The 21,061-nt window shown below is 71.4% G+C and carries 21 protein-coding genes; 16 read left to right on the forward strand and 5 right to left on the reverse strand.

Annotated features, from left to right (window positions below; all coding sequences use genetic code 11):
• Nucleotides 1-240 precede the first annotated feature (240 nt).
• Both ACFXJL_RS30075 and ACFXJL_RS30080 read left to right on the forward strand, forming a co-directional pair.
• Nucleotides 241-885 (forward strand): HEAT repeat domain-containing protein, encoded by a 645-nt coding sequence (locus ACFXJL_RS30075; protein ID WP_384697538.1) that lies wholly within the window; start codon nt 241-243, stop codon nt 883-885.
• A gap of 6 nt (nt 886-891) precedes the next feature.
• A complete protein-coding gene (locus ACFXJL_RS30080; protein ID WP_384697541.1) occupies nt 892-1,896 on the forward strand; it encodes a MerR family transcriptional regulator in 1,005 nt (334 codons plus the stop codon).
• 228 nt (nt 1,897-2,124) lie between these two features.
• Here ACFXJL_RS30080 and ACFXJL_RS30085 read toward each other — a convergent pair whose 3' ends face one another.
• From ACFXJL_RS30085 to ACFXJL_RS30095, 3 genes are all read right to left on the reverse strand, one after another.
• The gene (locus ACFXJL_RS30085) at nt 2,125-3,024 is read right to left on the reverse strand and encodes a TIGR04222 domain-containing membrane protein (protein ID WP_384697544.1); all 900 of its coding nucleotides are present in this window, start codon (nt 3,022-3,024) and stop codon (nt 2,125-2,127) included.
• Nucleotides 3,025-3,205: 181 nt separating this feature from the next.
• Complete coding sequence (locus tag ACFXJL_RS30090; RefSeq protein ID WP_384697547.1) at nt 3,206-4,051, reverse strand: class I SAM-dependent methyltransferase; 846 nt, start codon at nt 4,049-4,051, stop codon at nt 3,206-3,208.
• A 171-nt stretch (nt 4,052-4,222) separates the two neighbouring features.
• Entirely contained in the window at nt 4,223-5,452 is a 1,230-nt protein-coding gene (locus ACFXJL_RS30095) for a hypothetical protein (protein ID WP_384697550.1), read from the reverse strand.
• Between the two features lie 81 nt (nt 5,453-5,533).
• Here ACFXJL_RS30095 and ACFXJL_RS30100 point away from each other — a divergent pair, with 81 nt between their 5' ends.
• The 11 genes from ACFXJL_RS30100 (at nt 5,534) to ACFXJL_RS30150 (ending at nt 18,496) form a co-directional block, all read left to right on the forward strand.
• A complete protein-coding gene (locus tag ACFXJL_RS30100; protein ID WP_384697553.1) occupies nt 5,534-6,520 on the forward strand; it encodes an ABC transporter substrate-binding protein in 987 nt (328 codons plus the stop codon).
• Between the two features lie 23 nt (nt 6,521-6,543).
• A complete protein-coding gene (locus ACFXJL_RS30105) occupies nt 6,544-7,527 on the forward strand; it encodes a FecCD family ABC transporter permease (protein WP_384697556.1) in 984 nt (327 codons plus the stop codon).
• Nucleotides 7,524-8,582 (forward strand): FecCD family ABC transporter permease, encoded by a 1,059-nt coding sequence (locus ACFXJL_RS30110; RefSeq protein WP_384697559.1) that lies wholly within the window; start codon nt 7,524-7,526, stop codon nt 8,580-8,582. Before ACFXJL_RS30105 ends, ACFXJL_RS30110 begins: the two co-directional genes overlap by 4 nt.
• Nucleotides 8,583-8,712: 130 nt before the next feature.
• Nucleotides 8,713-9,543: an ABC transporter ATP-binding protein gene (locus ACFXJL_RS30115; protein WP_384697609.1), complete on the forward strand. Its 831-nt coding sequence runs from the start codon at nt 8,713-8,715 to the stop codon at nt 9,541-9,543.
• Nucleotides 9,544-9,601: 58 nt separating this feature from the next.
• Nucleotides 9,602-9,748 carry a streptamidine family RiPP gene (amiA, locus tag ACFXJL_RS30120; protein WP_358880615.1) on the forward strand — a complete coding sequence of 49 codons (147 nt, stop codon included), beginning with the start codon at nt 9,602-9,604 and terminating at the stop codon, nt 9,746-9,748.
• Between the two features lie 80 nt (nt 9,749-9,828).
• Nucleotides 9,829-10,671, forward strand: a complete 843-nt coding sequence (locus ACFXJL_RS30125; RefSeq protein ID WP_384697562.1) for a hypothetical protein — start codon at nt 9,829-9,831, stop codon at nt 10,669-10,671.
• Between the two features lie 20 nt (nt 10,672-10,691).
• Nucleotides 10,692-12,176, forward strand: a complete 1,485-nt coding sequence (locus tag ACFXJL_RS30130; protein ID WP_384697612.1) for a CocE/NonD family hydrolase — start codon at nt 10,692-10,694, stop codon at nt 12,174-12,176.
• The gene (locus ACFXJL_RS30135) at nt 12,167-13,543 is read left to right on the forward strand and encodes a YcaO-like family protein (protein WP_384697615.1); all 1,377 of its coding nucleotides are present in this window, start codon (nt 12,167-12,169) and stop codon (nt 13,541-13,543) included. Before ACFXJL_RS30130 ends, ACFXJL_RS30135 begins: the two co-directional genes overlap by 10 nt.
• A gap of 8 nt (nt 13,544-13,551) precedes the next feature.
• A complete protein-coding gene (locus ACFXJL_RS30140) occupies nt 13,552-14,913 on the forward strand; it encodes a nitroreductase (RefSeq protein WP_384697565.1) in 1,362 nt (453 codons plus the stop codon).
• Nucleotides 14,910-16,718: an ABC transporter ATP-binding protein/permease gene (locus tag ACFXJL_RS30145; RefSeq protein WP_384697567.1), complete on the forward strand. Its 1,809-nt coding sequence runs from the start codon at nt 14,910-14,912 to the stop codon at nt 16,716-16,718. The genes ACFXJL_RS30140 and ACFXJL_RS30145 overlap by 4 nt, the downstream gene beginning before the upstream one ends.
• The gene (locus ACFXJL_RS30150) at nt 16,715-18,496 is read left to right on the forward strand and encodes an ABC transporter ATP-binding protein (protein ID WP_384697570.1); all 1,782 of its coding nucleotides are present in this window, start codon (nt 16,715-16,717) and stop codon (nt 18,494-18,496) included. The genes ACFXJL_RS30145 and ACFXJL_RS30150 overlap by 4 nt, the downstream gene beginning before the upstream one ends.
• A 274-nt stretch (nt 18,497-18,770) precedes the next feature.
• On the opposite strand, the gene rpsN is transcribed toward ACFXJL_RS30150, so the two are convergent.
• Both rpsN and rpmB read right to left on the reverse strand, forming a co-directional pair.
• Nucleotides 18,771-19,076, reverse strand: a complete 306-nt coding sequence (rpsN, locus tag ACFXJL_RS30155; protein WP_358880610.1) for a 30S ribosomal protein S14 — start codon at nt 19,074-19,076, stop codon at nt 18,771-18,773.
• Complete coding sequence (rpmB, locus tag ACFXJL_RS30160) at nt 19,076-19,312, reverse strand: 50S ribosomal protein L28 (RefSeq protein WP_384697574.1); 237 nt, start codon at nt 19,310-19,312, stop codon at nt 19,076-19,078. Before rpmB ends, rpsN begins: the two co-directional genes overlap by 1 nt.
• A gap of 81 nt (nt 19,313-19,393) precedes the next feature.
• Here rpmB and rpmG point away from each other — a divergent pair, with 81 nt between their 5' ends.
• From rpmG to ACFXJL_RS30175, 3 genes are read left to right on the forward strand one after another with little or no spacing between them, the layout of a single operon-like run.
• Nucleotides 19,394-19,558 carry a 50S ribosomal protein L33 gene (rpmG, locus tag ACFXJL_RS30165; protein WP_384697577.1) on the forward strand — a complete coding sequence of 55 codons (165 nt, stop codon included), beginning with the start codon at nt 19,394-19,396 and terminating at the stop codon, nt 19,556-19,558.
• A gap of 33 nt (nt 19,559-19,591) precedes the next feature.
• Complete coding sequence (locus tag ACFXJL_RS30170) at nt 19,592-19,846, forward strand: type B 50S ribosomal protein L31 (RefSeq protein ID WP_358880608.1); 255 nt, start codon at nt 19,592-19,594, stop codon at nt 19,844-19,846.
• A complete protein-coding gene (locus tag ACFXJL_RS30175) occupies nt 19,846-21,033 on the forward strand; it encodes a CobW family GTP-binding protein (RefSeq protein WP_384697581.1) in 1,188 nt (395 codons plus the stop codon). The genes ACFXJL_RS30170 and ACFXJL_RS30175 overlap by 1 nt, the downstream gene beginning before the upstream one ends.
• Nucleotides 21,034-21,061: the final 28 nt, after the last annotated feature.

The following is a 21,061-nucleotide window of genomic DNA, read 5'->3' on the forward strand; positions in this document are numbered from 1 at the left end:
CCGGCATGTGCGGCGTTCCTACGGGCGGCCCGGGCGCCGATCATCGAGTGCGGGCGTACGCTCCCCGACTTGACCTTGTCACGGTGACAACGTCTTCACTGTGACAAGGAGGTGGTCGCCCTGAACAGGCCGGCGCAGCACACAGACCCGGGCACAGCCACAGGAGCACGAGCAGGAGAGGACACCGACACAGGAGCACGAGCAGGAGAGGACACCCACACAGGTACCGACACGAACACGGTGTGGGCTCTTCGAGGGCTGGAGGACGGTGACTCGTCGGTGCGGCTGCGGTCGGCACTGGCGGTCGGCACGACCCCTGACGAGCGGTTCATCGACACGCTCATCGAGCGATCTGCGATCGAGCCCGAGTTCTACGTTCGCGACATGCTCACCTGGGCGCTCACTCGCCACCCGGTATCGATCACCATGCCGAGACTGCTCCAGGAGGTCCATTCGGAGCGGGCACAGGCACGCAGCCAGGCCCTGCACACCCTGTCCAAGATCGGGGACAAGCGGGCGTGGCCGGCGATCACCCGTGCGCTGCTGTCCGACGCAGACGACGAAGTGGCACGGAGCGCTTGGCGGGCGGCGGTGGTACTGGTACCGGAAGGCGAAACGAAGGAGTTGGCCGCAACGCTGTCGACCCAGCTCGGACGGGGCACACGGGAGACACAGCTGAGCCTCAGTCGAGCGTTGATCGCACTCGGCGAGGTGATCGTGCCGATGCTGCGATCGGCGACGGAGCAGGAGCGCGACCCTCGTGTGCGGGCGCACGCGATGGCCACGGAACGACTGCTGCGCGACCCGGATGCAGGGTTCGAGTTCGCGATCGAGGAGGCGAAGCGCGTGGTGGCCCTCGGCAGCACCATCGGTCAGGAGGGATGATGAACCGTGTTGATCGGTGATGTGGCACGGCGGTCCGGGGTCAGCGCCCGCATGCTCAGGCACTATGAGTCGTTCGGCCTGGTGCGGCCCACGGGTCGTACCGAAGGCGGCTACCGGGAGTACTCCGGCGAGGACATCCGACGGATCTTCCACATCGAGAGCCTTCGGTCGCTGGGACTGTCGTTGCGTGAGGTCAAGCGCGCCCTCGATGATCCTGCCTTCACCCCGCTGGAACTCGTCGACGACCTCATCCGGCAGACGCGCGAACGCATCGAACAGGAGACGGAGCTGCTCACGCGACTCCGTCAGGTCGGTGCCGTGGAACCAGCCGGTTGGGAGGATGTCCTCCAGATCGTCGGACTCCTTCGGGCGTTGGCGTCGAAGAGCGCCGGAAAGCGCCAGAGCGCGGCGCTGTTCTCGGCGGAAGAGACCGTGGTGCCCGTGGAGGCGCTGGTCGAGGCGGTGCTGAGCGAGTCGGATCCCCATGTCGCCGGTGCCCTTCGATGGGCCTTGGCACAAGGGGGCGACGGTGTGGCCGAGTTGTTGGCGGAGGGCCTCGACTCACCGGCGGCCGAGGTGCGCAAGCGTGCCGTCCAGTCCATCGCCGAGGTCACGAGCGGTGGGGCGACCGCAGTGTTGCGGGACGCCCTCACCAACTCCGACATCGTGGTGCGCAGATGTGCCGCCTTGGCGCTCGGGGCACGCGGCGTGGCCGACGCGGTCCCGACCCTCATTGACATGGTGGTCGAGGAGCAGAGCGATGTCGAGGCAGCCGACGCCCTGGCTGCGTTGGCGAGTCGTCCCGCGTTGGCGGACCGGATCGCCACCGAGCTCGTTGAGCGACTCGCCCACGGTGCCGCTGATGCGTCCGCGCGTCGACGCCTGGCCGAGGCACTCGCGGACATCCCGGGAAGTGTGGCGGCCCGGTCCCTCGTAGAGCTCTCGCAGGACGAGGATCGAGCCGTCGCGCTCACCGCGGCCTATGTACTGGGGGTACGCGACACTCGATAGCGGGCCTTCGCTGAGGTGAGGTGTTGGGCACGCGGCCCGATGGGTGCTGTGCACCCCTGGGATCGGTCGCCGTTCACCCTCGGGATCGGTCGCCGTTTATCCCGGGCCCGGTTGCCGGTCATCCCGGGTCCGTTGTCTGCGCCCCACACCGTGCGGTGCCACGGGCCAGCACAGAGGGGAAAGATGTCCTCGGTGCCAACCGTGCGCCATGCTGCCAGCCCGTAGGACTCAGAAGCCTCCCAGGCCACCGAGGGAGGGCGGGTCGCTGATCACGATTTCGGGTTCCCGAGGGCTCTCCTGCGGCGGGGGTGCGGGCGCGGCGGGAGGGTTCAAAGGGTGCTTCTTCGCCAGTGCGCCACGACCGCGCCACGCCACCTCCCGGGCGATCCGACCATCCGTAGTGGTGAGCCATTCGTCGTTCAGCACGGCGTGCAGCATCTTGTGCCCGTGTTCCGAGACGTGCTCATTGGAGTGGTACCGGTAGCGTTGGCGACGGGTGTGCCCGGCCCACATCAGGAGTGGGTAGAGCAAGAGCGGGAGGTAGGAGTCCGTCGCATAGGCCACCACCGCTCCTGCCGCGGCCACGTACCCCACCCACCACCATGCCGTGTCGAGATGGGCGTGGGCGCCTTCCCAGCGCAGAACGGCGGGCTGGCCTCGGAGGACACCCGGTGGAAGGCCGGCGTCACAGAGCAGCCCGTCCCGCACGAGCCGCTCGCGCAGGGCGCCGATGCGAGGATCATCGGTCGGGGGATGGATCGGCCACTGGAACATGCCGTCCCCTTTCACGGTCGCCGCGAGGGCTTCCAGCGCCATGGCCTCCATGTCGTCCTGCGGCACAGGGCCGGGCGATTCGACGGCGATGCGGTGCGACGGCTCCTTCTTCCTGACCACCAACCGTCCCTCGGCATGCATCAGTACCAACGCCGTCTCGATGAGTCGACGCGGACCGAGCTTGAGGTACGCCACTTCGTAGGGGTCGAGGCCGACGTCCGGCGTACGTGGGGGTGGAGCGGAGGACCGTAGGTCCCGGTCGGCGCGGCGCAACGGCGCCTCGGTCATGGCCACCACCACCAGGGCCAATAGGACGAGAGCGCACCCGAGCGCGTTGCCTAACACGGTCCCCATCTGCTACCCCGACTCGGCTCGACGACCAACTCCCGAGGTGTACCCAGCTGGCGACGGGGGAAGCCCGATCGGCCCTCCGCCGCACGCCGAACCGACCGAGCGGAACACCTGTGTCGGATGGGACGTCTGAGGGCACGACTCGCCGTTCCTCCTCCCAGTGCACACCGGTAGACAGAGGGCATCAGCCGACGCCGGGATTCCTCCAGACGACGACCTCGGTGCTCGGCTGCCGCTCGGACCACCTGCCGGACGGGGAGGATGTCCGCAGCAACTGGCGCAGGTCCGACTCGAAGTCATCCCGCCGTGCTCCGAACAGGTGTGGGGTCGACGAGGACAGCGAGAACACCCCGGCGACCACGGAGTCCGAGGTGCGTTCCAGGGCCTGTCCGCCCGGGACGACATGGCGCTGCGGGTCCACGAGTCCCGCGCCGGCGTACACCGCGGCCTCACCGCCGGGTGTCCCCCTCGGAAGCAGGCCGCGGCCTGCGCGTCTGACCGGCCCCAAGTACCGCTTGACCAGCGCGTCAATGGCGGCGTACGGCACCGGCGGATGGGCGAGTCCCTCGACGGATCGGGATTCCGTCTTGAGGTCCGAGATGTGCACCAGAGCCCCTTCGGGCCGAAGCATTCCCCTGACCGCCCTTGCCACCCGCTCGCGGTCCATCCAGTGGAAGGACTGGCCGAAGGTCGCGACGGCGAACGTGCCGAGGCCCGCCGGCAGTTCCTCGGCACGGATGGGCATCCAGGTGGCTTGACGAGACACGCCCGCAGCCCTGGCCCCGCGCTCGGCCTCGGCGATCATGCCTCGGTCCGGGTCGATCCCGACGACCTCTTCGAAGGAGTGCGCCAGCGCCAGGGCCAGGGTGCCCGGTCCGCATCCCACGTCCAGGAGGCGACCTCGTCCGTCGAGTCCCAGCACCGCGGTCAGTGAGTCCACCAGTCCGGGCGCGTAGGGGAGTCGACCGCGGGCGTAGTGGAGGGCCGCACCCGAGAACAGCGTCTCGTCCCACACCCAGTCGTCAGTCACTGCCGTGCACATCCTCGATGAGATCCCTGGTGGACGGTTCCGATGGTTTCACGGCCGTTGCGTGAGGCGCCGCGATCCGGTGCGCGAGCCGGGGCCGTCATGGGGTGGGCGACAAGCCCCCAGCGCACTCGGAGGCTCGCGGTCCGGAGACTGCGACGGCCTGCCCGAAGGTCAGCGCCCCACCGTATCCGCGTGGGCGGGGTCATCGGGGTAGAGCAGGGTCAGGCGACCGCCTTCGTCCAGCGGTGTCGGAACCGTCAAGGTGTGGCGCTGATCCGGTCGGTCCGCGTCCACGAGTTCGACTTCGCCATGACCCCCTCGGGTGACGGCGATGAGTGAACCGGCGGGGGAAGCGGCAATGGCCCTGCGCTGGACTCCGTCCCACGGTGTTGTGCCCTGTTGTGGTGCGCCCGACATCGCCGGCAGGGCGATTCGCGCGCTGATCCGGGGCGATTGCCCCGGCTCGACCAACACCAGTTCGTCGCCGTCCGGATGGACACGGGCGTAGGCGATGTGCCGGGCGGCGACAGCCAGCCGAAAGACCAGCCCAGGGCCGAGCGGCAGCCGACCGGTGTGTCCCGAGTCGAGGTGGTGCCACCAGGCGTCGTTGTCCCACCGGTGCCACAGGTCAGGCTCGGGCGGACCGCTGCGGATGCCGGACCAGAGCAGCCGTCGGGCCGGATCGAGCCGCAGATAGTACCCGCGACCAGGTCCGATCCAGGGGAGAGGGGCTTCCGGCACCAGATCGGCACCCTCGTAGCGCACCCGGTGGACGCCCGAGCCGGCCGCGGTGAACAGGCGCCGGGTGTACGGATCATGGGCGTCGCCGTGCCCGTCGTCGTCCGGTAGGGAGAGGGTCGATCGCGGCTCGGGACGCGGGCAACCGGGCGTGGTGCCCAGTGCATCGGTGTGACGGTACGCGGCCAGTAGTCCCGGCTCCCGGTGGCGCAGCACGATGAGCGGGTCATCGGAGCCGGTGAGTGTGACGCCTGGCTCGCCCGTGCGCGCTCGAAAGCGCACCGCGTCCGGTCCACCGGGCGCCCTGAGGTCGACCGCGGTCACCAGGTCCGACCATGCCTCCTCGTGGTGGCCGAGTCCGGTGGTGACGGCGAGGCGAGTGCCGGTCGGATCGGCCGCCAGGTGCTCGGCGGGCACGGCGACCGGCACCGTCGTTTCGATCAGTGGTCGTCCATGGGCCGGGCCGTACGGGTCCAGGACCACCAGTTCGCCCGCCCGGTCGTCGACGAAGGCCGTGCGGCTTCGAGGGAGGGCGAGGAAGCCCGCGTGTTCGGCGAGATGGCGTCCGTCGATGACCGAACTCTCCTGGCCGTCAGGCAGGTTGAGGATTCTCAATGATCCGGCGACCTGGTCGGCGACGACCAGGAGCGGGGACAGGGGCACGGAAGACCTCCACATCGGCTTTTTGGTAATGATTATCATGTGGCACTATCGCACTCATCGACAAGAAGCCCCGGGGGACCCATGCTCCGTAGAACATCACTCACCGTGCGCAGGCTGGCACTGGCCGCTGTTGCGGCCGTAGCACTCGCCGGCTGCAACACCACCACCGAACCAGCGGCAGACGGCAAAGCAGACAGTGGATCGAAGACCGATGTCACGGTCCGCCCCATCGAAGCCGCCCGCAGTGTGACCGATGCGCACGGTGTCACCGTGGCCACACCCGAAGCCCCGCAACGCATCGTCTGCCTCGTCGCCCTCTGCGATGACATGCTGACCGAGTTGGGCATGACGCCCACCGCCACCAACTCCCGCCTCCTCGCCCATGACAAGTTCCTCGGGCCGGCCAGGGCAGCCCAAATACCCGTCGTGCCCGGCGGGTTCCTCAGCCCCGAGGTGGAGGCGGTCCTCTCCTTCAAGCCCGACCTGGTCATCGGTCTGAAGGACACCCACGGCAAACTCGCACCGGCTCTCAAGGGCGCGACCGTCTTCTGGCCGGTACAGCCCGAGACCTGGCAGCACAGCGTGGGATACCTGCGTGACCTGGCCGCGCTCACCGGACGCACCGCGCAGGGGGAGAAGGCTGAGAAGGCATTTCGGCAACGGCTTGCCACCGCGGAGGCCGACCCCAGCGAACGGACCGCCCTCGTGATGTACGGCAACGATGAGAACTTCGGTGTCGCCACCCCCGGTTCCGATGTCACCGCCGGGCTCTTCCCGAAGATCACCCGGTATCCGTGGAAGAGCCGGGGGGTCGAAGGCACCTACAGCATGGAGGAGATCCTCGCCAAGGACGTCGATGTCCTGTTCGTCGAGACGCTCTCCTTCGGCGGCCCCGCCAAGGCCGGGGAGCGGCTCTCCGACAAGCTCGCCAAGAACCCCCTGTGGTCACGCATCCCCGCGGTGAAGAACGACAAGGTCATTGAGGTCGACCCCGAGGTATGGGCCAAGGGCCGCGGCACGCGGTCGTTGGGCATCGTGCTCGACGAGGCCACGGCCGCACTGCGGTGACGGCCCCACAACCCCCGTCCCGGGTGGCTCTGCGCCCCTTGGCGCTGGTCGGGTTGCTCGTGGTGGCGGCGCTGGGCACCCTGTGTCTGGGCACCCCCCGACTGTCCCCAGCCCAGCTTCCTGCCGCGCTCGGCGGCGACGACCTCGCCGGGGTCGTCCTGACCGAACTCAGAATGCCCCGACTCGTGCTCGCCGTCGTGGCCGGTGGCTGCCTCGGGGCGGCCGGACTGGTCCTCCAGGAGGCGCTGCGCAACCCGCTGGCCGTACCGGAGATGCTGGGGGTCTCCTCTGGGGCCGCCCTCGGCGTGGCAGCCCCGCTCGTACTCGCCGTGGCGGTTCCGGTCGTCGTCGAACCGCTTCTGGCACTGGCCGGCGCGGTGGTGGGCGGCCTGCTCACACTGGTGGCCGGAGGGTTCGGGCGCAGCCCATCGGCCGTGCTGTTGACCGGCGCCGCGGTGACCGCTGCACTCCAGGCCGGGCTGCTCGTCCTGATGGTGCTCGCGGACCAACTCGACCTCCAGCTCATCTACCGCTATCTGCTGGGCAGTCTGGCATCGCGCACCTGGGACGATGTCACGGGGCTGTGGCCCTGGCTGGTGGTTGCGGTGCCGGCCCTCGTGCTGTGCGCGCCCGTCCTGTCCGTCCTGCGCCTCGGCGACGACGAGGCACGTGCCCTCGGTGTGCGGGTGCGGTGGGCGCGGCTCGCGGCCCTCGCCATCTCCATCCTTCTCATCGCGCCCGTGGTCGCCGTCTGTGGACCCGTCGCCTGGGTCGGCTTCCTCGCACCCCACCTCGCCCGGCAGTTGGCCCCGCACACCACGTCCGTCGGCTGGTTGCCGTGGTCGGCGCTGCTCGGGGCGATCACCGTGGTGCTGGCCGACCTACCCGCACGGCTCGCCCTCGCCCCCGTGGAAACCCCGGTGGGCGCCTGGACCGCACTGTTGGGTGTGCCGGTGGGTGTGGTGCTGCTGCGCAGGGGCCGCCGGGTCGCGGAGGAGAGCCGATGAAGTCACCAGCGCCTTCGGTACGCGCCTCTCTACTTCGTTCGCTCCCGGCCGCTCTCGGGCTGGGCGTCCTCGGTCTGCTCGTCGTGGTCGCCGGGCTGGCCGGCCTGGTCTCCGGCCGGGCTGTCGACCTCCCCGTGGTGCGGGAGGTGCTGTCGGGCGGCGGGGATGCCACCGCCCGGCACGTGGTCCTCCAACTCAGGCTGCCACGCGCCCTGGTGGCCCTGGGCGCGGGTGCGGCACTCGGACTGGCCGGTGCCGTCCTCCAGTCCGCGCTGCGCAATCCACTGGCCGGCCCGGAGGTCACCGGGGTCACCCCGGGCGCGGTGCTCGGCGCCGTCGCCGCCACCGGCCTGGGACTTGCGGGCTGGGAGGATCCCGCCGCGGTGGTGGTCGCGGCCTGCATCGGCGGCTTCGCCGGCGCCGGGCTGCTGTGGCTGCTCGCCGGGCGGGAGCAGGGGGACCCGGTCCGTACCGCGGTGTACGGCGTTCTCGCCTCGGCGGTGCTCTCCGGGCTCACGGCGATGATCCTCCTGGTCGCACCGGGGGAGTTGGGCAGCATCGTGCAGTGGCTGGTCGGGTCGACCGAGGGGCGGGTGTGGGAACACTGGCACCTGCTCTGGCCCTGGACCCTCCTCTGGGGTGTCTGCGCCTTCGCGCTCGCCGCTCCGCTCACCTTGCTGCGCTGCGGTGATGAACAGGCCGCAGCGGCTGGGCTCGCGACCGGCAGGGCCCGGGCCGCCGCCCTGGTGTGCGCGGTGGCCCTGACCGCCGGTGCGGTTCCGGCCGTGGGCGCGCTCGGATTCGTCGGCCTGCTCGTCCCTCACCTGGCGTTCGCCCTGTTCGGAGCCGATCTGCGCAGCGCCCTGCCCGGCGCTGCGCTGTTGGGCGCGCTGGTGGTCGGTGGTGCGGACGCGGGAGCCCAATGGCTCTCCCGGGTGCTGGCCGAGGTGTTGGGCTCGGACCGGCTGACCATTCCGGTGGGCGCATTGACCACGGCCGTCGGTGCCGCCCTGCTGCTGGCCGTGGCCCGCCGTACCGCAGGAGTGCAGGAGTGATCCCCCACCAGGGCCCGCAGGGGCGCGAGGCGATGCGAGCGAGTCGAAGGCCGCGATCCGGCAGCCGGGTGAGGAGGAAGCCATGACCAAGAAGGACTGTGATGCGGTACGGGAAGGAAGGGCTGAGGTGATGGACAGCGGCAGGGTACGGGTCGAAGGTCTGCGCTTCGGATATCCGGGCCGTGAGGTGCTGTGCGGTGTCGACCTCGATGTGGCGTCCGGTGAACTCGTTGCCCTGATCGGCCTCAACGGCTGTGGCAAGAGCACCCTGCTGCGGTTGTGCGCCGGGTTGTTGCGGCCCCGATCGGGGACGGTGCGGATCGACGGCGCGGACGTCGGTCGGCTCTCCCGACGGGCCACGGCCCGTCGGGTCGCCCTGCTCCATCAGTCGGCGCCACCGGTCCCCGGTATGACAGTGCGTCAGATTGTGCGGCAGGGGCGCTATGCCGCCCGTGGTCCGCTCGGCATGCTGCGCGATGCGGACGATGCGGTGTGCGCGCGAGCCATGGCGGACATGGGGGTGACCTCCTGGGCTGAGCGACCGGTGGACGCCCTGTCGGGCGGTGAGCGCCAACGGGTGCGGTTGGCGATGGCGCTGGCGCAGGACACCAGGGTCCTGTTGCTCGACGAGCCGACGACCTACCTCGACCTCCGGCATCAGTTGGAGGTGATGGAGATGGTGGTCCGGCTGCGCGAGGAGCGGGGTCTGACCGTGGTCATGGTCCTGCACGACCTCGGCCATGCGGCCCGTTACGCCGACCGGATCGTGGCGTTGCGGGACGGTCTGGTGGTGGCGGACGGCACCCCTGGGGCGGTGGTGACACCGCGTCTGCTGGCCGATGCGCTGGGCGTGTCCGGTCGGGTCGGGATCGACCCGGTGGGCGGCTGGCCGGTGTGTTACCCGGATCACCCTCTGCGATCCGAGCATTCAGTCTTGAAAAATGACAATCATTTTCACTAAGATGTTCGACATGGCAACGACCGTTGCCGCAAACACTGATGAATCGGAGGCTCAAACCATGGAGCAGCACCAGGTGTTCACACCGATCGCAGAGCCGGGCCAGCTCGCCCACCAGTCGGCCACCCACTCCAACGCCCTCGTGGAGAACCCGTTCGACGACCTGAACACGGACTCGGGCGCCGGCGACACCCGCGGCGACAAGTAGCTCCTGCGAGCGGGCCCGTCCGGCGCACCAACCGGGCGGGCCCGTTCCGTTCCCGTCCCCTCCCGTTCAGGAGACACACCGTGCCCACTGCCCCACGACTCGCCCCCGGCGCCACCCTCGTCACCGTCCCCGGGCGGGGGCTCGCCCTGCGCACACCCGACGGTGACTTCCTCCACGTCGACACCGCCGCCACCGATCCACAGGCGCTGACGGCCGCGCTCACCACGGGCATGGCCGACCCCGATCCGGAACTCGACCGAATCATCGAGGCGTTCAAGCGAGCCGGGTACGCACGGCCCTCGGGCACGGAACCCGTCGGACGACTCGCCGGCCGCACCGTTCTGCTGCTCGGAGACCCCCAACTCCTCGCCCCGCTCGACCGATTCGTCCGGGCCGAAGGCGGGCAGCCGCGCTCAGCGGCACCCGTCGAACTCGCCGCACTGGGCCGCGGCCCTCGTCGATCGCGTACCGCCGTCGTCTGGTGCCTCGACACTCCCGTGCCGCCCGGACTCTGGGACGAGGCCGACCAGCTGCCCGCGCGGGGGACCGCCTGGCTGCGCTGCCACCGCGAGGGGGCCCAGGTATGGCTGGAACCGCTGGCCGACCGGTCGGGCGACGTCACCGCGGCACATGTCAGACGGCGGCGCCTCGCCGCCACTCCCGCCCACCGTGAGCTGGACGCCTACTGGCAGGGGCTGCGGACCCCCGAGACCGAGTCCTTGAGCACGGCGACCTCCGCGGCCCTGATCGCCTCGCTGCTGACGGCCGACCTCATCGCCTGGGCGGCCGGCGACCCCGGGGTTGATGAGCTGCCCCTGCGGCGCAGACTGCGCAGGCTCGATCTGCGCGACCTCACCGTGACGCAACACCCGGTCCTGCCGGTTCCTGACGTGGCGCCGCTCCCCACCAGGACCTGGCCGTGATCACGAGCGTGCGCGTCCTGATGGACGACGGCGCCGCACTGGCGACCGATGTCTGTCTACCCGACTCCGACGCCGGACCCCACCCTGCCGTGGTGCTCCGCACTCCCTACGGTCGACACAACCACCATGCGGAGTTGCGAGCCTGGGCGGCCCATGGCTTCGCCGCCGTCGCCCAGGACGTCCGAGGCCGGCACGAATCCGAAGGCGACTGGCGTCCCTACCACCGCGAGGCCGCCGACGGTGCCGTGACCCTGCGCTGGCTCCGCACCCGCAGTTGGAGCGCCGGTCCCGTCATCACCGTCGGCAGCTCCTACGCGGCCCACTGCGCCCTCACCACCGCGGTCGACAGCGACCCGACCGGCCGCGCCGATGCCGTCATCGCCGCGGTACCCGCACTCGGTGCCAGCGCAACCGCCCGCGAACCCCTCGGCCCGGAACGGCTGTTCTCCCGCGCCGGCTGGTGGGCCGCCCACGGCGACCGTCCCGACTCCGACTCCGACGCCCTCGACCGTGCGCTCGCCGCCGACCCCCAACTGCTGACACACCTCCCCGTCGCCACCCTCCCCGAGCGTCTCGGACGTGCCCTGCCGTCCTGGCGCGGCGTGTGGAACGCCGAACAACCGGATCCACTGACGCCCGGGCGTCTGAGGAGTGCCCGGGTGCCCCTGCTCGCCATCGGCGGCACCCGGGACCCGTTCGCCCCGGACACCCACCGCCTGTGGCAGGAGTGGGGCGGTCCCGCGCGCCTCCTGATCGGCCCCTGGGGACACGGCCTCACCGCCGACCCCGGCCCGGAGGCCCGCCCTGGCCACCGACTCAATCTCGGCCGGCTCTATGCGCAGTGGGGACGCGCCGCCCTCGTCGGAACACTGCGGAAGGGGCGCCGGGGGGCGCTCGCCCTCGGCGGCAGCCCACTGTGGTGCCGCGCCACCGACCAACACAGCGAACTCGTATGGGACGTCGGCAGTGCGGAGGGGCCACGACTCCTCCACGGGGCCGCGTTCGTCGCCGACCCCGCACGCCCCGTGCGCTCGGACCTGCTGGACGTGCCCGACACGGGAACCCCGGATCGTTGTCTGCTGCTGACCGCCCCCCTCGCCCGTCCGCTCGACCTCCTCGGGCCGGCAGCACTCCGTCTGCACACCGTCGCCGACGCAACGCCGGCCGACTGGGCGGTACGGATCGTCACCCTCGATCCCACGGGCACGGCGGCCCCGCTCGCCACGGCCGTCGTACGCCGAACCGACCCGCCCGGCACTGAGGCCAGCTTCACCGTTCCCCTCGGACAACTGGCCCGCAGGCTCCCCGCCCGCACCCGGCTGCGCATCGAAATCGCGGGCCACCACTTCCCCGCACACATCCGCCAGCCGCACACCGGTGAGGACCCGGTGACCGCCACCCGCCTGCTCGCCTCGCACCGGACCGTACGACCCGCCGGCAGCGCCCTCCTGCTCACCACAGGCCGCGGCCGAGGCGTCAATCCCGTACAGGAGATCTGCCGTTGAACACCCCGCCACTGCCGCTGGACGCGCTCGTGGATCCCGTGTGCGGAATCGTGCGAGCCGTCGCACCCGTGGAACACCCATCCGGTGCTCCCCGCCGCTACACCGCCATGACCGCCGATGTCTGTGACGCCCGCCGTCTCGGAGCCTGGCCCGCCGACCGGGTGTCGCTCGGCACCACCTTCGGCGACCGGCCGGGCGCCGAACTCGCCGCCGTCGCCGAAGCGGTCGAACGGTACTGCGGCAACCGGCTGCCGCCCCCCGGCCACCCCGACGCGCCCCGTCGGGCCACCGCCGCCGAACTGGCGGCCGAGGGTCTGAGCCTGTACGGCCCCGGTGAACTGCCCCGCTACGCCGAGTGGCAGTACGACCGTCCCGGCTTCCCCTACCAGCGCTTCGACGCCCACACCCCGGCACTCTGGGCCCGGGGCAGCGAAGGGAAACGGGAGTGCTGGGCGCCCGTCGCCCTCACCCACCTCAACTGGCGGCAGGGCGAACTGCGGACCCTGCCGCGCACCCACCATCTGAACTACGCGGGCATCGCGACCGGTCAGGGACTCGACGACGCAATCGAACGCGGACTGCTTGAGGTCGTCGAACGAGACGCACTCGAACTGTGGTGGCACCTCGAAGGGCCCGTGCGCGGCATCGATCCCGCCAGCGTCCCGGGCCTCGATCAGGCCCTGGACGGTTGCCCCCTCGACGTATGGATCGTGGAGATGCCATCCGAGTTCGCGCCCTGCATGGCCGCACTGGTCCACGACCCTCGACGCGGCATCCACGCCGCGGGCTTCGCCTGCCGCTACGACCCCGCCGAAGCCGCCGTCAAGGCCGTCCTGGAAGCCGTGCACACCTGGGTCTTCACCCAGGGCGCCATGGACGCCGACGGGTGGGTGTTTCGCGCGATCGACGCCGGAATGCTCGCCCGCGGCCTCTACCTCGACCACCGCGCGGACCGCCGCTACCTCGACGACTGCGGGCCCCAGTTCGAGCGGATACGCGACCTGGGCGCCCATGTCCAAGCGTGGCTCGACCCCCGGATGACCGCGTTGGCCAGCCGATTCACCGACCCTGCCCTGGGCACCGTCGACATCGGCGACATCGCCCAAGGCACCCGCATCGCACTCGACGCCCGCCTCGCCGACCGTGGCCATCGCGTCATCGCCTTCGACCTCACCACGGAGGACGTCGCCGAAACCGCCCTGCGCGTGGCTCGGGTCCTGGTCCCCGGCCTCATTCCCAATGCTCCCGCAGCCTTCGCCTATCTGGGCTGCGACCGCTTCGCCGACGCGGCCCTCACCCGAGGCTGGCGCACCGCGGCCCCGACCGGCCCGGACGACTTCACCCTCGCACCACCCCCGCACATGTGACCGCCGCCGTGACCCACGCAGACGCCACGCACTCCATCACCGCCGCCCTCACCCGAGCGCGCTCCGCCGAGCAGCCCGTCGAAGACACCCCTGCCCCCCGCCCCCGACCGACCGGGCCGAGCACCACGCTCCCACCCGAACTCGACCGCGTCCTACGACTTTCCCTCGCCGCCGGCCCCGGCGGACGGCTGCGCCCCGTACCGTCCGCCGGGGCGCTGCACCCCGTCGACGCACACCTCCTCGTCGGCCCGGGCAGCGCGCTACCGGCCGGCCGCTACCTGTACCACCCGCTCACCCACCGACTCCATCGACGCGGCCCCGCGCCCTCCACCGCACCCCCCGGCACAGTCGCCGTCCTCACCGTCACCGTCGAGCCGACCGCCGCCCACTACGGGCACCGCGCCTGGCCACTGCTGCTGCTCGACATCGGGCACGCGGCAGCGGCACTCGCCCTCGGGGGCTGCCCGGCCGTATGCCTGGACGCCCCCGGCCCACTGCTGGCCGCCGCTGCACGGCTCGACGCAACCGACGCACCGCCGCTGGCGGCCGTACGCATCACGGCCGACTGCCCAACTGACGCCCTGCTGCGCTGGGCCGTCCACGAGCCAACCAACACAACCGACCGAACCGACCGAACCAACACAACCGACACAACCGACGCGACCTCGACCGACCGAACCGGCCAACCACCGCCCGCCCGCATCCGACCAGCGCGAGCGCGCCCCGGCCAGGGAGCCGGCGCCCCCAACGCCGGTGAACCCGCGGACACCCATCGGATCCTCGCGGCACTCGGCCAGCGCGCCGACACCCGGCACCACTGGCAGCCGGCACCACCCGTCGAGGTCCCCGATTCCGTGCTGCTCACCCGACGCAGCGCACCACCACCCCTTCTCGGAGCCCCGGACGACGAACAGTTGGTCACACTCCTGCGCACGGCGGCAGCCGTCCACCCCGGTGGCCCGAGCTGGTGCGTGGCCACCGGAGGGCCCCGACCCGCACTCGTGCACCTCGGGGACCACGGGCGGCTCGAAGCGCTCGCCACCGGGGACGCCCGGCCCACCCTCGCGTTCTGGGCCGCACGGCAGAGGTGGATCGCCACGACCGGCGCCATGCTCCTCGCCCATGGCTGTCCCGACGATGCCCCACCCGCGCAGGTGCGCGCCCTCCACCAGAGCGCGGGCTACGCCATGGGACACGCCCAACTGGCCGCCGCATCGATGGGCCTGCGGTCCCGACCGATCGGCTCCTGGCAGCGAGCGGACCTCGGGGCAGCCATCGGCCGTGCACCCGGCCGCGACTGGGTGCTGCACGGCCTCGCCATCGGCCGCCAGCCCGACGAATGCCACGAAGGAGACGACGACCCCTCATGATGCTTCACCCCGAACTGCTGCGCGCAGCCCGCGTCGCACGCGGGCCACTCCTCGCCGCGACCGGCGTCCTGATCGCGGTGACCCTCACCCAGTTGGCGCAAGCGGTGCTGCTCGCCCTCGCCCTCGCCGACATCGCCCACGGTGACACCCATCGCCTCATCGTGCTCCTCAGTGGGGTCCTGGCCGTCGTCGTCCTGCGCGCAGCCCTCGTCCTCGTACAACGGGACCTCGCCGTACGCGCGGGCACACGGGTCCGCGTACAACTTCGGGACACGCTCCTGGAACGTCTCGGGCGGCTCGGGGGGATCGCGGGAACCGTGGCCCCCGGGGAGCCCGCCCGCGCCGGAGCCCTACGGGCCACCCTCGTCGACGGTGTCGAAGGCGTCGACGCCTATGTCTCGCGCTATCTTCCCCATGCCCTGGTGACCTGCTGCATCCCGCCCGCGCTGCTGGTGTGCGTCACCGTCGTGGAGCCGCGCGCCGCCTTCGCGCTCGCGCCCGCGCTGCTGCTGGCCGTCCTGGTCCCGCGCTGGTGGGACCGGCTGCTGAAGCGGCGCGGCGAACAACACTGGGGAGCGTACGAAGCCCTCGCCGCCGACTACCTCGAAGCCCTCCAGTCGATGCACGTGCTCCGGTCCGCCGGTGCCGTCGGACGCACCCGCGCCACCCTCGCCCGGCGCTCGGCGGCCCTGCACCGCGCCACCGTCGCCAAACTGCGCGTGTCCCTCGTCGACACCGGGCTCACCGACCTCGCCGTCCAAGGCGGCACCATCGCCGCCGTCCTGGTCGCCTGCTGGTCCGCCGCGACCGGCCGGGCCACAGCCACCGGCACTTACCTCCTGCTGATGTTGGCCTCCGAGTGCTTCCGTCCCGTGCGCGACCTCTCGCGCGAATGGCACGCCGGCTATCTGGGAGTGTCCGCCGCCGACGGAATCGCCCGGTTGCGCACCGCCACCGGAGGGGTCATCGACAGCGGCACCCGCAGCGCCTACTGGCCGCTCGCCCCCGACATCCGGTTCGACGCTGTCTCCTACCGTCACCCCGGCGCCGCCCGAGGGGCCCTGACCGCCGTCACCTTCACCGCCGAAGCCGGGCGCACCACCGCGATCGTCGGTCCCTCCGGTGCGGGCAAATCCACCCTGCTCGGCACGCTCCTACGCCGCCACGATCCCGACGGCGGTCAGGTGCTCATCGACGGAGTCGACACCCGCGACCTCACACTCGCCTCACTGCGTCAGGGAATCGCCGTCGTCTCCCAGGAGACCTACCTCTTCCACGGCACCATCGCGGAGAACCTCCGCATCGCCCGCCCCCAAGCACCCGACCGGGCCCTCCACACAGCTGCACGTACGGCGGGCATCCACGACGAGATACGTCGAATGCCCCACGGCTACGACACCGTCGTCGGAGAGCGGGGCACCACCCTCTCCGGGGGCCAGCGCCAACGCCTCGCCCTGGCCCGGGCGCTGCTCGCCGACACACCCGTGCTCGTCCTCGACGAGGCGACCAGCGCCGTCGACGAGAACCGGCAGGCACGTATCGGACACGCCCTGCGCAACGCGGTACGGGGACGGACCTGCCTGGTCGTCGCCCACCGCCTCTCGACCGTGCGACACGCCGACCGCATCGTGGTCCTCCACGAAGGCCGGGTCGAGGCGATCGGTACCCACGACGAACTGCTCGCGACCAGCGACCTGTACGCGCGGCTGGTGACCGCCGACGGCCCTCGCGGCGGCGCGCCCCGCCCCGCTCCCGATGCGTCCACCGCAGTCCCGCAACCCGTTCACCAGGGAGACGCCGCATGACCCCGTTCGCCGCTGACCGCCCGCACTCGGGCGCCCTGCGAGCGCTGCTGCCCGTCCTCGGAGCCCACCGGGCCATGACCCTGCGCACGTTCGCTGCCGCCCTGGTCGACCAGATCGCCCTCGTCGCCCTGGTCGCCCTCGCCGCGCACACGCTCGGCACCGCTGTCGTGGCGGGCACCCTGCCGGGTCCCGCCACCGTCGGCTTGCTGCTCGGTCTCGTCGTGGTGCGCGCGCTGGCCACCTGGCGGGAGATGGACCTCTCCCATGACCTCGCCTACCGCGTGCTGGCCGAACTGCGGGTCCGGGTCTTCGACGGGCTCGCCCGGAGTGCACCGGCCCGGATCGAGGGCCGTCGTAGCGGGGATCTCGCCGCCGCCGCGCTCGGTGACGTCGAGGCGCTGGAGTTCTTCTACGCCCACGCCATTGCCCAACTGGCCTCCTCCGTACTGGTCTTCGGCAGCGGTGCCGCTGTGCTCGCCACCGTCGAACCATGGCTGCTGCTGGTGGTGCTGCCGCTGGCCGGGCTGCTCGCCCTGACCCCGCTGCTGGACGGGCGGGGCCGCACCGAGCGCGGCACCAGGACCAGGACCGCAGCCGCAGAGCTCTCCGCCGATGCCGTGGAGACCGTGGACGGACTGCCCGAACTGCTCGCCTTCGGCGGGTTGGAGGAGCGTCGGGAGCGACTGCGGCTGCGCGGCCGGCGACTCGGCGAGGCCCAGCGTCGTGAACACACCTGGGAGGCGGGGGCGGGAGCGTTGCGCGACCTCCTCGTGGTGGGGGCGGTCGTGGCGGTGGTGGCCGTCGTCGCGGGGACGGTCGACGACGGTCGGTTGGGGGGCGCTTGGGCACCGACGGCGATGGCGCTCGCCCTCGGTGTGCTGGCACCCGTCGCGGACTCGGCCGCAGCGCTGGGGCAGGCGGGTGGGCTGCGCGCTGCCGCCGCCCGGGTCGGCGCCGCGGTTCGCGCTCCCGCCGGGGCTCCCGAGCCGGTCGAACCGCGGACGCTGCCGCCCGGGCCGCTGGGGGTACGGCTACGGGGTGTCCGCTTCGACTACGGGGGCGGGCGCGTCCTCGACGGCCTCGATCTGACCGTGCGCGCCGGCGAGACGATCGCCCTGGCCGGGGTCTCCGGAGCCGGTAAGTCCACCTGTGCTCATCTGCTCGCCCGGTTCTGGGACCCGTCCGAAGGCGCGGTGGAACTGCTGCCCCGTGACGGGGGACCGGTGGATCTGCGCGAACTCGCGGAGTCCGACCTCCGACGTGCGGTGGCCGTCGTCGGCCAGGACGCGCCGCTCTTCCGCGGCAGTCTGGCCGAGAACCTTCGATTGGCAGCGCCGGACGCATCGGAGGGGCGGATGAGGGAAGTGGCGGCCCTGTGCGGGGTGGACCGCATTGCCGCGGGGCTCCCGGACGGGTACCGGAGCGCGGTGGGCGAGCGCGGTGCCACGCTCTCGGGCGGTCAGCGGGCCCGTATCGCCCTGGCCCGGGCACTGTTGGCCGAACCTCGGCTCCTGGTCCTCGATGAGACGACCGCCCACCTCGATACGGAGGGCGATGAACAGATCGCGCACGCACTCCTCGCATCGGCTGGTGACCGTACGACGATCGTCATCGCACACCGCCCGGCCACGCTGCGGCGGGCCGCCCGGATCGCGGTGCTCGCGGCTGGCCGCGTCGTGGAGGAAGGGACGTGGGACAGTCTCGTCTCACGTCCTCAGGGCGCACTGGGCCGGGTGCTCGCCCACAGGGACACACCGGTCACCACCGCAACACGCTGACCCCGTAAGGCCCGGCGAACAGTGCGGGATGCGTCCCCGGCCTGGCCCCGGTCCCGTGGCGACTCACCGGTGTCGGGCTCCTGTGGAGTCCTGCTGTTGTGGCCATGACTCCCCTGGTGGTCTCCCCTAAAGAATGGGGAGCGGCGGCCAAGGTGAAGGTGGGGGAGTACAGCGCGCGAACCTCGTTGCCGGTTCCCGGCAGTGCGCGGAGGTGGTCCGGCCGGACGGTCGCAGCGAGCGGAACCCCACCGCAGCGACCGTCCGGCCGCCCTGGTCACCAGGAGGACTTGGTGACCCCGGGGAGGAAGCCCGCGTGCGCCTGTTCGCGCATCCGTACGCGCGAGAGTCCGAACTTGCGCAAGTGGCCGCGAGGCCGGCCGTCCACGGCGTCACGGTTGCGCACGCGGGTCGCGCTCGCGTTCCGGGGCTGGCGCCTCAACTCCGCCACGGCTGCGTGCCGTTCGGCGTCGGAGGAGGAAGGGCGGCGGATGATCGCCTTCAACTCTGCCCGTCGGACCGCATAACGGTCGACGATCGCCTTCCGCTTCTCGTTCTGCGCGATCTTGCTCTTCTTCGCCATCAGACCTTCCCTCCTCGGGCCCGGATGCGGGTGACGGCTGCTTCGATGCCGATGCGGTCGATGGTCTTGATCGCCTTGGTGCTGAGGGTGAGGCGTACCGAACGGCCCTCGCTCGGCAACCAGTACCGCTTGCGCTGGACATTGGGGTCGAACCGGCGCGAAGTGCGTCGATGCGAGTGGGAGATGGCATGGCCGAAGCCCGGTCGGGCTCCGCTCAGTTGGCAGTGTGCGGACACGGTCGACGTCACCTCGCCCTGGAAGACGTAACAGAAGGGCTGCGTTTGAAAATGGAAACCATTCCCATATAGTACAGCTCCATGGCCCGCAACGAACTTCGCCCGATCATCAAACTGCGCTCGACCGCAGGGACCGGCTACACGTACGTCACCCGGAAGAACCGCCGCAACGACCCCGATCGCCTGGTCCTGCGCAAGTACGACCCGATCGCCCGCGCACACGTCGTCTTCCGCGAAGAACGCTGACCCCCGACAACCGCGCTCCCTAGGAGGCACCTCATGAAGCCAGGCATCCACCCCGACTACCGGCCCGTCGTGTTCCGCGACCGGGCAGCCGACTACGCCTTCCTCACCCGCTCCACCATGAGCAGCGACAAGACCGTCGAGTGGGAGGACGGCAACACCTACCCCGTCGTCGACGTCGAGATCTCCCATGTGAGCCACCCCTTCTACACCGGGACCGCACGCGTCCTGGACACCGCTGGCCGTGTCGAACGGTTCGAGCGCCGCTACGGGCTGCGGGGCGCGAACTGATGGGGGAGCAACGGGCGGCGGGAGGCAACCCCCTCCCGGTCGTCATCGTCGCCGGACTGCACGCCGACGCCCGCAACGCGGTGGTGGAGGGCCTGCTGCGCTCGGTGCCGGGCAGCCTCGCCCTGCACCACGACCTGACCACGGCCGCCGAAGGCACCGTCCGGCGCGGCGTCCGCGATGCCGCGGGCGAACGGTCATCGGGCAGCACCCCGCTCGTCAACGACTGCGCCTGCTGTGCGCTGCGACAGGACCTCATCCCCGAACTGGAGCGACTGGCCGAGGACTTCTCCACCCGGCTGGCGATCGTCGAGCTCTGGGACTCGGTGGAACCCAAGGCCATGGCCGAGGTCGTGGACTCGCACGGCGGATCCGTGCTCGAACTCACCAATGTCATCACCGCGGTCGACCCGGCGCTGGTGCTGCCCTACCTCGCCAACGGGGACGACCTGGCCGCAGCCGGATTGGCAGCCGCGGCCACCGACCGACGGACGATCGGCGACACCTGGGCCCGGCAGTTGGAGTACGCCCCGGTCCTCGCGCTCGTCGAATGCGACGCCCCCGACGGCCGCGAGCCCGCGGACGACGCCGATCGCGCACTGCTGAACCAACTCCACCCCACCGCCCGACAGGTTCCGGCCGGGTCGGGGGAGCTCGCCGCCCTGGCCTTCGCCGGCTTTGACGTCGAGGCTGCGGCGGCGGCCCACCACCCGGCCTGCGCCCTCCTGCCGCACGAAGCTGACGAAGCGGGCGTCAGCACCCTCGTCTGGCACCGTCGACGCCCGTTCCACTCCGAGCGTCTCTACCAGGCGCTGGAGGACCTCTGTTGTGGTGCGGCCCGAAGCAGGGGCCGCTTCTGGCTCGCCGACCGACCGAACTCCCTGCTCGCCTGGGACGCCGCGGGTGGCGCGCTCAGCGTGGAGAGCGCGGGCCCCTGGCTCGCCTCCCTACCGGATGCCGCCTGGGAACTGGTGCCGCCCGTGCGCCGGGTTGCCGCCGCACTCGACTGGCACCCCCGGCACGGAGACTGCTGTCAACATCTCGTCTTCACTTCCCCTGGCCTCGACCGCGACGCCCTCACCCGTCTGCTCGACTCCTGTCTGTTGACCGACGACGAGTACGCCGCAGGGCCCGATGCCTGGAGACAGCTGCCGGCCGCCTTCGACGCCTTCCTCGCCCCCGTCACCTGACGGGGTGATCGAGCCCTTGCGGGGCGCA

The sequence above is a fragment of the Streptomyces sp. NPDC059256 genome (genome assembly GCF_042753785.1).
In the GTDB taxonomy this organism is placed as follows: domain Bacteria; phylum Actinomycetota; class Actinomycetes; order Streptomycetales; family Streptomycetaceae; genus Streptomyces.